This window comes from Cesiribacter andamanensis AMV16 (assembly GCF_000348925.1).
Taxonomy (GTDB): Bacteria; Bacteroidota; Bacteroidia; order Cytophagales; family Cyclobacteriaceae; genus Cesiribacter; species Cesiribacter andamanensis.
The window spans coordinates 16825-31297 of the sequence record NZ_AODQ01000048.1 but is presented as its reverse complement, the minus strand read 5'-3'; the positions used below and the strand labels follow the sequence as shown (position 1 = coordinate 31297).

General features: G+C 53.7%; 15 protein-coding genes. 1 reads left to right on the top strand and 14 read right to left on the bottom strand.

What is annotated here, in order from left to right; genetic code table 11:
- A partial coding sequence (locus tag ADICEAN_RS10400) for an ATP-dependent helicase (RefSeq protein WP_040396678.1) occupies window positions 1-1533 on the bottom strand: 1533 nt, incomplete at its 3' end.
- A gap of 293 nt (window positions 1534-1826) precedes the next feature.
- On the opposite strand from ADICEAN_RS10400, the gene ADICEAN_RS10395 reads away from it, so the two are divergent.
- The gene (locus tag ADICEAN_RS10395) at window positions 1827-2393 is read left to right on the top strand and encodes a DUF3109 family protein (protein ID WP_009195545.1); all 567 of its coding nucleotides are present in this window, start codon (window positions 1827-1829) and stop codon (window positions 2391-2393) included.
- A gap of 33 nt (window positions 2394-2426) precedes the next feature.
- Here ADICEAN_RS10395 and ADICEAN_RS10390 read toward each other — a convergent pair whose 3' ends face one another.
- The 13 genes from ADICEAN_RS10390 to ADICEAN_RS10330 form a co-directional block, all read right to left on the bottom strand.
- Entirely contained in the window at window positions 2427-3011 is a 585-nt protein-coding gene (locus ADICEAN_RS10390; RefSeq protein WP_040396673.1) for a PP2C family protein-serine/threonine phosphatase, read from the bottom strand.
- Between the two features lie 2 nt (window positions 3012-3013).
- Window positions 3014-3835 carry a hypothetical protein gene (locus ADICEAN_RS10385; protein ID WP_009195543.1) on the bottom strand — a complete coding sequence of 274 codons (822 nt, stop codon included), beginning with the start codon at window positions 3833-3835 and terminating at the stop codon, window positions 3014-3016.
- A 158-nt stretch (window positions 3836-3993) separates the two neighbouring features.
- A complete protein-coding gene (locus ADICEAN_RS10380) occupies window positions 3994-4599 on the bottom strand; it encodes a TetR/AcrR family transcriptional regulator (protein ID WP_161622689.1) in 606 nt (201 codons plus the stop codon).
- A 203-nt stretch (window positions 4600-4802) separates the two neighbouring features.
- On the bottom strand, window positions 4803-5408 hold the full coding sequence (locus ADICEAN_RS10375; RefSeq protein WP_161622688.1) for a porin family protein: 606 nt from the start codon (window positions 5406-5408) through the stop codon (window positions 4803-4805).
- Between the two features lie 112 nt (window positions 5409-5520).
- Window positions 5521-6198, bottom strand: coding sequence for a hypothetical protein (locus tag ADICEAN_RS10370; RefSeq protein ID WP_040396672.1), 678 nt, complete (start codon window positions 6196-6198; stop codon window positions 5521-5523).
- A 57-nt stretch (window positions 6199-6255) separates the two neighbouring features.
- Complete coding sequence (gene accC, locus ADICEAN_RS10365) at window positions 6256-7599, bottom strand: acetyl-CoA carboxylase biotin carboxylase subunit (RefSeq protein WP_009195539.1); 1344 nt, start codon at window positions 7597-7599, stop codon at window positions 6256-6258.
- Window positions 7600-7670: 71 nt separating this feature from the next.
- A complete protein-coding gene (accB, locus tag ADICEAN_RS10360; RefSeq protein WP_009195538.1) occupies window positions 7671-8159 on the bottom strand; it encodes an acetyl-CoA carboxylase biotin carboxyl carrier protein in 489 nt (162 codons plus the stop codon).
- 2 nt (window positions 8160-8161) lie between these two features.
- On the bottom strand, window positions 8162-8728 hold the full coding sequence (gene efp, locus ADICEAN_RS10355; protein WP_009195537.1) for an elongation factor P: 567 nt from the start codon (window positions 8726-8728) through the stop codon (window positions 8162-8164).
- Between the two features lie 64 nt (window positions 8729-8792).
- Window positions 8793-9791, bottom strand: coding sequence for a beta-ketoacyl-ACP synthase III (locus tag ADICEAN_RS10350; RefSeq protein ID WP_009195536.1), 999 nt, complete (start codon window positions 9789-9791; stop codon window positions 8793-8795).
- 198 nt (window positions 9792-9989) lie between these two features.
- On the bottom strand, window positions 9990-10181 hold the full coding sequence (rpmF, locus tag ADICEAN_RS10345; protein ID WP_009195535.1) for a 50S ribosomal protein L32: 192 nt from the start codon (window positions 10179-10181) through the stop codon (window positions 9990-9992).
- A gap of 25 nt (window positions 10182-10206) precedes the next feature.
- Window positions 10207-10776 carry a YceD family protein gene (locus ADICEAN_RS10340; protein WP_009195534.1) on the bottom strand — a complete coding sequence of 190 codons (570 nt, stop codon included), beginning with the start codon at window positions 10774-10776 and terminating at the stop codon, window positions 10207-10209.
- 171 nt (window positions 10777-10947) lie between these two features.
- Window positions 10948-11592: a DUF3347 domain-containing protein gene (locus tag ADICEAN_RS21135; RefSeq protein ID WP_009195533.1), complete on the bottom strand. Its 645-nt coding sequence runs from the start codon at window positions 11590-11592 to the stop codon at window positions 10948-10950.
- Window positions 11593-11713: 121 nt separating this feature from the next.
- Window positions 11714-14353, bottom strand: a complete 2640-nt coding sequence (locus tag ADICEAN_RS10330; protein ID WP_009195532.1) for a DUF7619 domain-containing protein — start codon at window positions 14351-14353, stop codon at window positions 11714-11716.
- Window positions 14354-14473 lie beyond the last annotated feature (120 nt).

Sequence of the window (14473 nt, the reverse complement as noted above, 5' to 3'; positions counted from 1 at the left end):
GTTTTCGTAGCGGTTCAGGCCCTCTACGGTCTTGTCTTCGTAGAGCTCCCGCAGCAGGCCGCTGTCTTTGGCAATGGTGCTGGCCACCTCGTAGGCATCGCGGTGCTGGGCCTCGATCTTGAAGCGCTTGATAAGGGTGGCAAATTCTTCTACCGCCCCGGCCGCACGCCCGCCCAGAAATTCGCTGGCATTCTCCACCACTTCCCAAAGGTCCATGCCCTGCTCGTAGGCCGATACCACAATTTTATCGACGGTGGTATCGCCTATGCCCCGGCGGGGCAGGTTAATGATGCGGCGGAAGGCCTGCTCGTCCTGCTGGTTTACCACAAAGCGCAGGTAGCCCAGCAGATCCTTGATCTCCTTGCGCTGGTAGAAGGAGAGGCCCCCGTAGATGCGGTACTTGATGTTCATGCGCCGCAAGGATTCTTCCAGGGATCGGCTCTGGCTGTTGGTGCGGTACAGAATGGCAAAATCCGTATTCTGCATGCGCTCGTTGTGCTTCAGCTCAAAGATGGTAGAGGCCACAATCTTGGCTTCCTCGCTATCGGTGGTGGTCTTGAACACCTCTACCTTTTCGCCCTCCACATTGGCCGTCCAGACGGTTTTTTTCAGCTGGGCCCGGTTATGGGCAATCACGGCATTGGCCGAGTTCACAATGTGCTGGGTAGAGCGGTAGTTCTGCTCCAGCTTTATGATGCGCAGGTCAGGAAAGTCCTTCTCAAAGTTGAGGATGTTCTGGATATCGGCGCCCCGGAAGGCGTAAATGCTCTGGGCATCATCGCCCACTACGCAGATGTTGCGGTTTACCGAGGCCAGTTTTTTGGTAATGAGGTACTGCACCACGTTGGTATCCTGAAACTCATCCACCAGAATGTAGCGGAAGCGGTGCTGGTACTTGTGCAACACATCGGGATGGTCCCGGAACAGCACGGCAGTATTAAAGAGCAGGTCATCAAAGTCCATGGCCCCGGAGCGAAAGCAGCGCTCGGCGTAGGCCTTGTAGATCTCGCCCATGCGGGGCTTGCCGGCCATCATGTCTTCTTCGGCATACAGGGGGTTGCGCAGGTATTCCCCATAGCCAATAAGGCGGTTTTTGGCGCCCGATATGCGGTTGAGGCACACATTGGGCTTGTACACGGCCGAGTCCATATTCTTCTCCTTTACAATAGCCTTCAGCAGTGATTTGCTGTCGTCGGTATCATAAATGGTAAAGTTGCTGGGGTAGCCCAGCTTGGGCGCCTCTACCCGCAGAATTTTGGCAAATACGGAGTGGAAGGTGCCCATCCACACATTGCGGGCCTCCTGGCCAATGATGCGCTCTATCCGGTTGCGCATTTCGCCGGCGGCCTTGTTGGTAAAGGTCAGCGACAAGATGTTGAAGGGGTCAACATCCCGTTCTTTGATCAGGTGGGTGATGCGGTAGGTAAGCACCCGGGTTTTGCCGGAACCGGCGCCGGCAATGATCATGCAGGGGCCGTCTGTGTTGATAACCCCTTCTCGCTGAGGCTCATTAAGGTCTTGTAAGTACTCCAAGTCTGTTTGCGGGCTTGTTCTGTTTGCAAGATACGGCTTGTGCATCTTAGATGTGTAGCCAGAACAAAAAAATGCCAGCCAGAGTGGCAGGTTTTGCTAATATTTTTATCATCAGTAGCAGCAGGCGAGGGGAGTGCTGCTTTTGGGCCGGGCTACAGGGGGGTAAAAAGAAAATACCGCCTTTGGCCGGAACCTGAGGCAGCGGCCGTGCTGTTACCGATCAGGCAGTTGCTGTAGCGAACAGATTGCTGAATTTGCCTACCTTTGCGCCCCTAATCCGAACCTGTGCAGCCATGATCATTCTTAACAATACCATACTATCCGACGATATCCGGGACGAGCATTTTGTCTGCGATCTGCAGAAATGCAAGGGCGCCTGTTGTGTGGAGGGTGATCTGGGCGCTCCGCTTGAAGAGCGCGAGCTGAAGGAAGTAGAAGCCGCCTATCCCATTGTAAAGGCCTATATGTCGGAGGCCGGGCGGCAGGCCGTACAGGAGCAGGGCTATTACATTCTGGACGAAGAAGGCGACTGGTCTACCCCTACCATTGGAAACCGGGAGTGTGCCTATGCTACCTTTGATAGCAAGGGCATGCTGAAGTGTGCCTTTGAACAGGCCTACCGGGAGGGTAAAACCCAGTGGATGAAACCCCTTTCCTGCCATCTGTACCCCATCCGCATTACCAAATACGATGAGTTTGAAGCGCTTAACTATGACCGCTGGAGCATATGCGCCGATGCATGCAGCCTGGGCAAATCCTTGCAGGTGCCCATCTACAAATTCCTGAAGGAACCCCTGATCCGCAAGTATGGAGAGGACTGGTACAATGATCTGGTGGCGGAGATAGAAGGGGAGAACTAGCGCATCCTTGGCAGGAGGTTGGCGAAGCGTTTCTCAGGCATTTGGTGCGAATCCCAGTACCAGCACATCGTCAATCTGGGGGCCGCTGCCTTTCCACTCTTTAAACTCTTCTTCAAGCGCCTGCTGTTTCTGCCCGGCCGGCAAGGGGCCTATGCGCTCAAACAGCTCCATCATTCTTTTGCGCATGTATTTTTTCTGGTCCGGACCACCAAACTGATCCTGATATCCATCAGAACACATAAAAACATACTCCACCTCCTGTTTGGGCAGCACCAACAGGGAGTAGGTTTCATGCGGCAGGATGCGCCGGTTTCCGCCCACCGCCAGGTTATCTCCTTTGGCCATCTCCAGCCTGCCGCCTCGCAGGTAGTAGAAGGCACTTTTGGCACTGGCTACCCGGATTTCTTCCTCATCACAGAGGCAAACGGTCAGGTCCATCCCATCCCGGCTTTCGGAGGTGTCCTGGTTCAGGAAATGATGAATGGACCAGCGTAATTCCGTCAGGATCAGTTCAGGAGAGAGTACCCGGGCATCTTTTACAATGGAATGCAGCAGGTACATGCCGATGAGCGACATGAAGGCGCCCGGCACCCCATGGCCGGTACAGTCAGCAGCCACTACTATTTTTTGTTGCCTGCCTGATGGGTCCAGAAAAAATCGCCACTTACAATATCGCGTGGCTTAAAGAGCACAAAACTTTCCCCAAAAAGCGACTCCAGCGAACTGCCATGGTGCATAATGGCTTCCTGTATCTTTTTAGCATAGGTGATGCTGGAAACCATGCTGCTGTTTGCCTTCTCTAGTGCAGTTTTTTGCTGCGCTATGGCCACATTACTGGTTTGCAGTGCACTATTCTGGTCCTGAATGACTTCCTGGAAGGTGTTTTTGGCAATTTCATAGGTCCACATAATGCTGAGCAGGTAGAGCAGCAGCGAAAGAAAAGATACTATGGGAATGAAGGGGTAGTTACCAGTATTAGGATGAATGATGGGCAGGGGCTGGTAGAGATCGGCCACCAGTACCAGCGCCCACATCAGGGTAATACTAGTCCAGATCAGGCCTGCCCGTTTCGACGAGATCAGTGAGGTGCCAATGGCAGGTATCAGCAGGTAGATCAGCAGGGGAGACTGGATGCCACCAGTTTGAGCCGTCATAAACCCAAAGCCCAGCATGGTGACAAATCCGTATAGATGGGCGGTCAGGTAGAGATTGGCCGACTGCAGCAGGTACCAGTAGATAAGCGCAGCTGCCAGGGCCAGAAAAATAAAGGTATTGCCAATGACCGGCATGTTGGCCAGGTAAAAGAAAGCCACCAGCGCTGCCGAATAGGCTCCGGAAAGAAAAAGCAGGAGCAGCGAAGCCCAGCGTTCATGGCTGTTTACAGTAATTCCGCCTTTCTGAAAGGTATACAGCACATAGCTTTTCAGGGAAGCAGAATTCATGGGCAATCAACTGGTCAGGGTTGCAAATCAGACTGCAACATATAGCAATTCTGTGGCAGTCGTCAGGCAATTTTTTGCTGGGGTAGGGGCTGGTACTGTTTTTAGCCTTTTTGTTCTTTTTTAAATTATAACATTCTGCGTACCTAACCTACTCTAGCTCACCCCGCTGCTGTCTGCTGGGGCAGCGGGATCAGCTCCAGGCAGAGCTGTACATAATGGTCTATCCGGGCATCAATGGATCTGGGCGAGGCCAGCCCCTCCAGTTCCACATACCGGATCCAGCTATCGGAGATGATGAACAGCTGCTCTGCCAGCTGCTCTTCCCGGCGAGCCGAAAGTTGGCTTGTGGGTGCCTGCCCTTTGGATAGGGCTCTTACGGCTGTTTTTATAAAGGCTTTATGTGCGCGCTTCAGGGCCTGGTAGAGTTTTTTAAAGGCAGGGTACTGCTGTACCAGCAGGGGTGTCTCAATAAAGAGAAACTTATAGCGGTACATGGTAAAAAATACGGCCCTGAACTGCTGGTGAAGCTCCTCCAGCTGCAGTTTTTCCGAGCCGGGATTGGCAGGCTCAAACATGAATTCCAGCTCCTGTTTCATCTGCCGGAAAATGTCCATAACTAACATTTCCTTTGAGCTAAAGTGATAGCGTAAATTTCCATCACTCATGTCCAGATAAGCCGCTGTCTGCCGAAGTGAGCTTGCTGTAAACCCCTGACGATTAAATAATTCCGTGGCGTTGGTCAGGATGTATTCTTTGGTTTCCATGCCAAAATAGCGCACTTGCGCTAAAAAGTTTATCAGTGAGTTACGAAAATAGCGCATGTGCGCTAAACCGCTGGTTGGTCTTTACGGAACAGCGGCAGGCGGGGTTGCCCTGCAGGCACTAAAACCGCCACTATACCCGGAACTAGAAGCTCAAAGCGGAAGGGTGAAGCAGGAGGTTTAGCGGCTGATGAAAAGCGCATGCCCTAGCGGCTTAAGCCAAAGGACAGGCCCAGACTAATTGCAAAGCCCCGATTATAGACCGCCACCGGTTCCTGTTTGATGAGATCAGACAAACCATGGGTATAGCGTCCGTCCAGCAGCAGGCGTGTTTCAGGTGCGATCAGGTAGTTAAGCCCTATGCCACCGCTAAAACCCAGGTCAAATTTGTTGAACCCCTCCCAGCTTGCGCCCGGCACAGGCTCATAGTCAGCATCTCCTGCTTTGTTTTTGGCGCCGAGCAGAAAGGCAAAGGAAGTGCCGGCAAATACGTTTGGCCTGAACTTGCCCGAGCGGGTCAGGAAGAATCTGCCAAGCAGGGGAAACTCCAGGTAGTTCAACTGTTGCTTATAAAGCACACTGTTCTGGGTATGCTGGCTACCGCGCTGGTGGTAGAGGGCTTTAAACGTAAAGCCAAAGGTAGTCCAGATGCTGTGGGTCACATGAGCGCCAGCCACTAGGCCTGTTTTATAGTCCTGAGGCCGGGCAAGATCACCGCTGTGGCGGGCAAAGCTAATGCCGGCTTCGGGGCCTATGCTCCAGGTGCGCTGGGCAGTGGCCTGCAGGCAGGCAAGGCTGAGCAAGAGGGTCAAACAGGCGGGAACAGCAATAAGGCGGAGATAAGGGCTACTAGTGAGCATAAAAATAGGGGGTAAAAAAGTGAAGGGAAAACAAATCGCCAGGAAGAAAAAAATAAAGGACCGCTTAGTTTTCCCTGGGCAATGCACCGTGTATTGGCAGCAGCAGCTGCAGCCGAAACTGGAGCACATTGTCGTTGCCCTTCTTGCTGCCCAGTTCGCTTATGTTGTCCAGATAATCGGTCAGGGGGTGGAGGTAGGCCGCCTGCAGGCCTATGCCCCAGTGGTTGGGCAAGAAGTAGACAGCACCCAGTGCCGTGGGCAGCATCAGGCTGATGTTGCCGTACTCTTCGGTTCCCAGCCGGCTGGGGCGGCGGTCCTGCAGGGACTGGTCCTCTTCATCCAGGGGGTTGTAGCGAAACAGGCCAATGCCCTGGCCCAGGTACAGCAGGTAGCGCTCCCTTTGCAGCAGGTTGTAGTGCAGCATAAAATTGGCGGCAAAAAAGGTGGAGCTAAAGTAGCGGTTGGGCTGAATGCCGGCCTCTGTTAGGGGGGCAAAGTGGGGATCCTGGCCTTCTACCTGGCCCAGGCTGAGCTCAAAATTGCCATTGAGCCGCCGGCTGCGGTTTAGCTTCAGGCCCAGGTGCAGGGCCGGTTTGTACTGGGCAATCCCATCTTCCAGATCGCCGCGGTAATTGTTGGCGCTCAGGCCAGTTACGAGATAGCGGGAAGGCGAAGGGGTCTGGGCCTGCAGGCTGGCCAGGCTGCCAAGGGTGAAGAGCAGAAGCAGAAGGGGTCGCATCATAAAAAAAGCCCGGACAAGTAGTGTCCGGGCTCAAGATAACCATTCGTAGCTAAATTCTTATAAGCCTTCCAGATCGAAAGTGTCCAGAAACTTGGTAGTGAACATGCCGGACTTGAAGGTAGGGTCATCCATCAGGCGAATGTGGAAGGGAATGGTGGTTTTTATCCCCTCGATCACAAACTCCTGCAGGGCCCGCTTCATGCGTGTAACACACTCTTCCCGCGTCTGCGCACTTACAATCAGCTTGGCAATCATGCTGTCATAATTGGGCGGAATGGTATAGCCGGCATACACATGGCTATCGACCCGTACGCCATGCCCGCCGGGCAGGTGCAGGTTGGTGATGGTGCCCGGGCTGGGACGGAAGCCCCGGCCTGGATCTTCGGCATTGATGCGGCACTCCATGGAGTACATCTTGGGATAATAGTTCTTCCCGCTGATGGTTTCGCCTGCGGCTACCTTTATCTGTTCCTTGATCAGGTCAAAATCTGTTACCTCTTCGGTAATGGGGTGCTCTACCTGAATACGGGTGTTCATTTCCATGAAATAGAACTTCCCGTGCTTGTCTACCAGAAACTCAATGGTGCCGGCGCCTTCGTATTTAATGGCTTCGGCCCCTTTGATGGCGGCCTGGCCCATGGCTTCCCGCAGCTCATCGGTCATTACCGGAGAGGGGGTCTCCTCTACCAGCTTCTGGTGGCGGCGCTGAATGGAGCAGTCCCGCTCAGAAAGGTGGCAGGCGCGGCCGGTATGGTCGCCTACAATCTGGATCTCTACGTGGCGGGGCTCTTCCACGAACTTCTCCAGGTACATGCCGTCATTGCCAAAGGCAGCGCCGGCTTCCTGGCGGGCATCGTTCCAGTGCTTTTCAAATTCTTTTTCATCCTTGATAATGCGCATGCCCCGGCCACCGCCACCGGCAGTGGCCTTCAGGATTACCGGGTAGCCCACTTCTTTGGCTACACGCTTGCCCTGATCCACAGACGTCAACAGGCCATCAGAGCCAGGAATGGTGGGCACACCGGCTGCCTGCATAGTGGCTTTGGCGGTGGCCTTATCGCCCATTTTCTGGATCATCTCAGGACTGGCCCCGATGAATTTAATGCCGCTTTCGTGGCATACCCGGCTGAACTCGGCATTTTCACTCAAAAAGCCGTAGCCAGGATGTATGGCATCGGCATTGGTGATCTCTGCAGCGGCGATCAGGTTGGGAATATTCAGGTACGATTTATTGCTGGGAGGGGGGCCTATGCATACCGCTTCGTCGGCAAAGCGTACGTGCAGGCTTTCGCGGTCGGCCGTAGAATACACGGCCACCGTTTTAATGCCCATCTCTTTGCAGGTACGAATGATGCGAAGGGCAATTTCACCCCTGTTGGCTATCAGTATTTTTTTGAACACGAGACGTTAGGGTTAAAGTGTTCCACATGTGCTTGCCGGCAGGGATCTCCTGGCCGGGAAAGCAGGGCCGCTTAGGCCGGATCTACCAGAAACAGGGGTTGATCGTATTCTACCGGTGAGGCATTGTCTACCAGCACCTTTACAATGGTACCCCCGAAATCGGCTTCGATCTCGTTAAAGAGCTTCATGGCTTCGATGATGCAGACCGTCTGGCCGGCTTTGATGGTATCGCCAACGTTTACAAAGGAGGGCGAGTCGGGATTAGCCGAACGGTAGAAGGTACCGATCATGGGCGACTTTACTTCTTTGTAGCGCTTGCTCTCGTCGCTGGCCTTGGGCGCAGCAGGAGCGGCCTGCTCGGCGGGCAGGGGGGCTGGTGCCTGCGGGGCAGGGGCATGCGGCAGGGCCTGGGGGGCGGCTGCCCGTGGGGCTTCAGGTGCAGCAGGTGCAGCAGAATGTTTCTTTACAGCGATCTTAAAATCAGAAGTCTCGATGTTGACTTCATCAAGGCCTGATTTGGAGATAAAGTCTATCAGTTCCTGAATTTCCTGTGGTTTCATAGTTATTTCTTTACACGTTCGGAATAGGAATTCGTACGGGTGTCTACCCGTATCATTTCGTCTTGGTCGATGAAAAGGGGTACCTGAATAATGGCTCCCGTCTCCAGGGTAGCCGGTTTAAAGGCGCTGGTGGCGGTATCGCCCCGGATGCCCGGCTCGGTATAGGTGACCTGTAGTTCTACAAAAGGAGGGAGCTCGCAGCTCAGAGGCGTTTCGGTTTCGGCATGGTAGAGGATATCGACCAACTGGCCGTCTTTGAGCAGCTGGTGGGCCTCAATTTTGCTCTCTTCCAGGGTTACCTGCTCAAAGCTGTCGCTGTCCATAAAATGGTAGCCGTAGTCATCTTTGTAGAGGAACTGGTGAGGTCTTTTTTCGATGCGGGCGGTGGTAACCCGGGTACCCGACGAAAAGGTATTTTCAAGTACTTTGCCGGTGGTAACGCTTTTGAGCTTGGTGCGGACAAAGGCAGCGCCTTTGCCAGGCTTCACATGCTGAAATTCAATAATGCTGTACAGGTCATTATTGAACTCTATGGTGAGCCCGTTGCGGAAATCTGCAGTAGATGCCATTGCGAATAGTAGAAAATCCTGCTTAAGTTAGTGTTTTAACCTCAAATACAAAAAGTAGTTTGGCTTATTTGGGGTCGTAGGCCCACTTGACCCAGATAGATCCCCAGGTAAAACCGCCGCCAAAAGCGGCCAAAATAATGTTGTCTCCCTTCTTGAGCTGCTGCTCGTAATCCCACAGGCAAAGGGGTATGGTGCCGCTGGTGGTGTTGCCATAGCGGTGAATGTTGAGCATCACCTTATCACTGCTTACGCCCATGCGGTTGGCAGTAGCGTCAATAATGCGCTTGTTGGCCTGATGCGGCACCAGCCAGGAAACGTCCTTGCCCTGCAGCCCGTTCTTTTCCATGATCTCGGCTGAAACGTCGGCCATGTTGGTTACGGCAAACTTAAATACGGCCGAGCCCTCCTGGTATACAAAGTGTTCTTTGGCGGCAACAGTATCGGCAGAGGCGGGCTTGCGGCTGCCCCCGGCTTTCATGTGCAGGTACTGGGCGCCTGAGCCATCGGTACGCAGAATGGAATCCATGATACCTACCCCTTCTGTGGTGGGCTCCAGCAGTACGGCGCCGGCGCCATCGCCAAAAATGATGCAGGTGGTACGCTCGCTATAGTCTACAATGGACGACATTTTATCGGCGCCCACCACCACTACTTTCTTGTAGCGGCCTGTTTCAATGAACTGGGCACCGGTAACCAGGGCAAAAAGAAAGCCGCTGCAGGCAGCGCCCAGGTCATAGCTAAATGCTCTGGTGGCGCCAATTGCATCGGCGATGATGTTGGCCGTAGCCGGAAAAACCATGTCGGGGGTTACCGTTGCGCAGATGAGCAGGTCGATCTCTTCCGGGGCGGTATTGGTCTTTTTCAGCAGTCCCTTAACCGCCTCAATGCCCATGACGGAGGTGCCCTGATTTTCGCCCTTCAGGATGTGCCGCTCCTTAATGCCGGTGCGGGTGGTGATCCACTCATCGGTGGTATCCACCATTTTCTCCAGTTCCTGATTGGTTAAGATATAGTCAGGCACGTAACCTTGCACCCCGGTGATTGCAGCAGTGATCTTGCTCATGGCTTGGCTGTCGTAGTCCTAGAAGTGACCGGGTCCGTGGCTTGCGTTGCCGGTCGGTAAAAACAATGTAGTGCAAAATTGGCCTCTAATCAGCACTTATGCAACTCTTAGGAAAGGTATAGCACAGGGGCTCACTAAAGGCTACAAAAAAGAGCCTTATACACGCCGGTATAAGGCTCTTTTATAAAAAGGGGTGGCTTATGCCAGTACTTCTTTTTCCAGTACTACCTGTCCTTTGTAGTACAGTTTGCCCTCGTGCCAGTAGGCACGGTGCCACAGGTGCGGCTCGCTGGTAACCGGACAAACAGCGATGTTACGGGCGATTGCCTTATAATGAGTTCTGCGCTTATCTCTGCGGGTTTTGGAGGTTTTACGTTTAGGATGCGCCATTTTGTATCCAGGTTATTATAGACTATTAGTTATCGCGTAAATTTTTCAGTATGTCCCAGCGGGGATCCGTTGCCGCATCGCCACTTTCTTCTTCCTCATCGGCTGCCGAAGGGTCGGCATCGCTTGAGTACACCAGGGTTCCTTCTCCATCATCTTCCGGATCATCATCGTCGTCCCGGCGATGGTCTGGGTGGATCTTTTTCATGGGGAGTGATGCGCCGATGATCTCATACAGGAACTGCGCCAGGTTTATCTTCTGGGTGTTCCGGGTAATCACCAGCAGGTCATCTTCCAGGGCTTCTTCCGTTTCGCCGTACTTGATGTACAGCACTTCATGGAGCGAAACCGGGTGGGAGAAGGTTTCCAGACTACGGTCACACACCAACTCAACTTCTCCGTTTACGTCAGCGTCCACAGTCATCATGGTTTCGCTTTTTCGGAGTAGTATGTTGGCGGTTCCGCTGCCCTTCTCAATCAGCCCCCATTCAAACAAAGAAAAGAACTCGTCATTGATCGGCATCTCATAGAGATGTTCGCCATTGGAGAGCCGAAATACATCGATATCGTACAGCTCCAGTGTTTTCTTGCTCCTCATCTCAAAATCAAGGTTGCAAAGTTACAAATAGTTTTTAGATAAAAAAAGACTCACAGGCAATTTTGCCCGTTGAGCCTTCCTAAGGATATGCACGTTTTTTGGCCGAAACGTGTAGGAGGGTGTGGTTTTACCCCTTACGGATGTAGCCTCCTCTGTGTTGCCTGCCTGCCCCTAGAGGGTTTGGGCCACCCGGCCGCAGGTCAGCATCTCATCGCCATAGTAGGGGTTGCGGATTTCCTTGCTGTCGCTGAGCCAGTAGCCGCCCTTATCGTCAAAGGCCATGGGGCAGTACTGATAATACAGGGATCCCTGTCCGGTGCCAAAGCCCTTTACCAGCTCGGTGGTGTGCTTGCTCAGGCGGCCAAAGTAGTTGCGCTGGGCACTAAGCTCGGTATTTTGCACGATCTGCTGCAGGTTTTCCTGCATGGGGCTGCTGCGCTGCTCATAAAACTCTTTTTGGGCATCGGCCAGGCCGTCGCCCTTCCAGGCCTTCAGGCTGGCCAGCATATCGGCGGCGGCATTGTTGGCCTGCTCCTGATTGGAGGCCACCAGCGCATCTTTTAGTTTCAGGTACTGGCCGGTAAGGGCTGAAATGTGCTGCTGTACCTGAGGGGCTACCCCTTGAAAAGTTTCCACCTCTTCGGCCTTTACCAGCTTGAGGTGATCTTCGCGCGAAAGTGCGGCGGGCTCTACCTGCTGCTCGTGCAGGGTATTCAGTTCCCCGGCCTCGCCGGAGGTGGACTCATTGGAGCCGCTGTTGCAGGCGGCCAGACTTATGCTTAAGGCAAGAGCGCTATAAAAAAAGCGGTTTTTCATGGATTAGTAGGTTTAAAAAGATACGTAAAGATAGTACACCTTAGTTCCTTTGAACTGCAGGCCTAATATACGAGCCCCCTCTATAAAAAGAAAAAGCAGGCGCTGCCGCCTGCTCATTTCCTTATTTTTTAATCAGTCTTTTTCTGAGGTTCTCCCTTCCATCCCCAATTTCAATCAGGTAAAGGCCTGCAGGAAGTGTAGCAATAGACAGGCTATGAGATGTACTGCCCCCGGGCAATAGCTCCGTATGCACCACCTGCCCCATGGTATTGCGGATACTGAGCGTACGGAAAGAGGTAGCGCTTTCAATACGTAGCTCCCCGGAGGTGGGATTGGGGTAAAGGTGCAGCCCGGGAGCATCTCCCTTTGGCAACCCATTGACGACTCTTTCGGGCAGCTTGCTCACCAGGGTATTGAAAGTAGTGTTGGTGACTATGGCCGGGTTAAAGTCAAAGAAGATATGGGCGGTGTTTTCCACCACGGTATTCTCCGCCACCCCTGCTTTTGCCCTGATGCGGTAGCGGACAAAGCCGTGGCTTTCGGGCTCGTTGCTGGTGCTGTCGGGCAGGTTGATGTCATCAAACTGAAAGGTAAGGGCCCGGTCTTTGCGGCTCAGCTGCATGGGGTGGCTGCTGCCCAGGAGCTCAAAGCTGCTCAGGTCCAGGTGTTGATCCAGCGTATCGCGCAGCACCACGGTGAGGGCCTCGGCATTGCCGGTGTTTTGAAAGCGGATGGTGTAGTCCAGCCAGCTGTTTTTCAGGGTGAAGTGTTCGGGGTTGATGCCGGCCGGTTTTACCAGCTTGTCGTTGGGATCGTAGCTGCAAAGAAGGATTTGCTCCAGGGTGTCCTTTACCATGATCTCCGTTCCGCTAAAGGAGGCCTGGCTGTAAAAGCGCAAAGTATCGCCCATGGACCTGAAATCGGGCATTTTAATATAGAGTAGAATATTCCGCTGCTGGGTAGGGGGCAGGTTTTCAAAATTCCAGAGCAGTACGCCATCTTCGCTACTGCTGGGCGCGGGAGAAACGGCCATGAGCTCTGCCTGCGGATCAAGGCGGAGCTGCAGCTGGCCCGAGGCGTCAACGTTTCCTTTGTTTTGCAGCTGAAGCCAGTAGGGTACCTGTACGCTGCAGCGGCTGCTGCTGGCAGGGGTGAGGCGGACGTCCAGCTCCCGCCGCTCATTGGCCAGATAAACTCCAAACAGGGCCTGCTCTGAGCCAGGAACCGTAAGGGTAAAGGTGGTCTGGGCGGAGCTGATGGCCCAGTCATCGGCCGGCAACAGCGTTACCTGGTAGGTGCCCGGCTCGGCCGCCAGGCTGAAGAGGCCTGCATTGTTGGTATAGAGAAGGGTATTGCCGGGCTCAACAAGAATTTGCTGATGCATGAGTCCTGTTTCGCCGGCATCGGCCATGCCATTTTTATTGCTATCCAGAAATGCTCTGCCGGATAGCTGACTGCCGGGCTGCGCCAGTTTCCAGAGCTCCAGCCCATGCACCCCATCATCGGCCAGGAAATAAAGCCCCTCTTTAAAGATAAAGGAAGCGCCGAAACTGGTATGAAGCGCTCCCTCACGAATATCGGAAATGCGGTACGTGCCCTCTTGTGTTCCATCGGTACGCCATAGCTCCCTGCCATAGGCACTCTGAACGGCGGAAAAATAGAGGATATCCTCCGTTGCGTGTATAAAAGATGGGTGTAGGCCCTCCAGCTCCACTTCCACTCTCACATCTCCGGGCATGCCCTGCGAAGATTTTAATGTGGTACCGCTTTGACTGGCCAGAAACAGCTTGTCTTTGAATCCCATCAGGCTGTTCACATTTCTCTCCACCAGGCTGTAGGTCCCTTCTGGAGTTCCATCCGTTACATGCAGGGCTATGGTATCGGTTGGGGAATGTGCCAGAAAAAAAAGTTTGCCTGCGGCGCGGGTGAACTGGTGTGGATAGGAGGTGCCAACACCGGAATCAAAGGTGCCAAGCTTGCCTATCCGGTCCGTGCTGGTTTCCAGCTTCCAGAGGGCCTGACTCATGGAGCCCTCCGGCGTAGGAAAATAAAGATTTCCCTCATAAGGGGTTAGCCAGGTATAACTGAGGTCGTGCAGGAAGGTGGTTCCCTGCGTGCTCCCGTCGGTCTTCCAGATGCCTCTTCCGGCCTCATCATAGGCCAGAAAGTAAACAGCATTGCCCTGAGGGGTAAGGTGTTCCAGGGGTTGGTAAGGGTCGGAGAATTCTTTGATCAGCTGAGTGCCGGCAGCTGTGCCATCGGATTTCCAGAGCTGGCTATTGGTGCTAAACAGAAAGCCCCCCTGAAAGGCCGTCAGGTTGCGGGGGAGTTTGCCGACTGCTTCCTCAGGCATTGGGGCCTGCTCTACCGAACTTTCTGTAGCTTTCCAGATCCCGGGCCTTTGCTCGGCATCCTGCCAGACAAAATAGACACCATCGCCCAGGGCAACCGCTGGGATACTCATCTGATAGTCGGCTATAGCGGTGGCTAATTCCCGGGAATATGCTGCCTCCAGCAGGGGGTAGGTGCCGGCGGAGGTGCCGGTGCTGCGCCAGAAGCCTATTTTACCCAGGGGGTCTATCGAATAGAAGTAAAAGGCATTGCCGGTAATCAGGAACTGGCTTGTTTCGGCTTCGCTATGATAGAGCCTATAGCCAAGGCCTCTGTTGCCGGGGACCACGTCTTTTAAGAGAGAAGGGGTTTGGGCCTGTGCCCCAACGAAAAAGCCCGCCAGGAGCAGGAGGGTAAAAAATCGGATCATGTGGAGAGAGCGTTAGTACCAATTCACCACTAAACTACACATCTAACTTGTTTTGTTACAACAAAAAACAAAAAAGCCTGTACGGCAGCAGGATTTCTCCCGCTGCCGTACAGGCCTGGT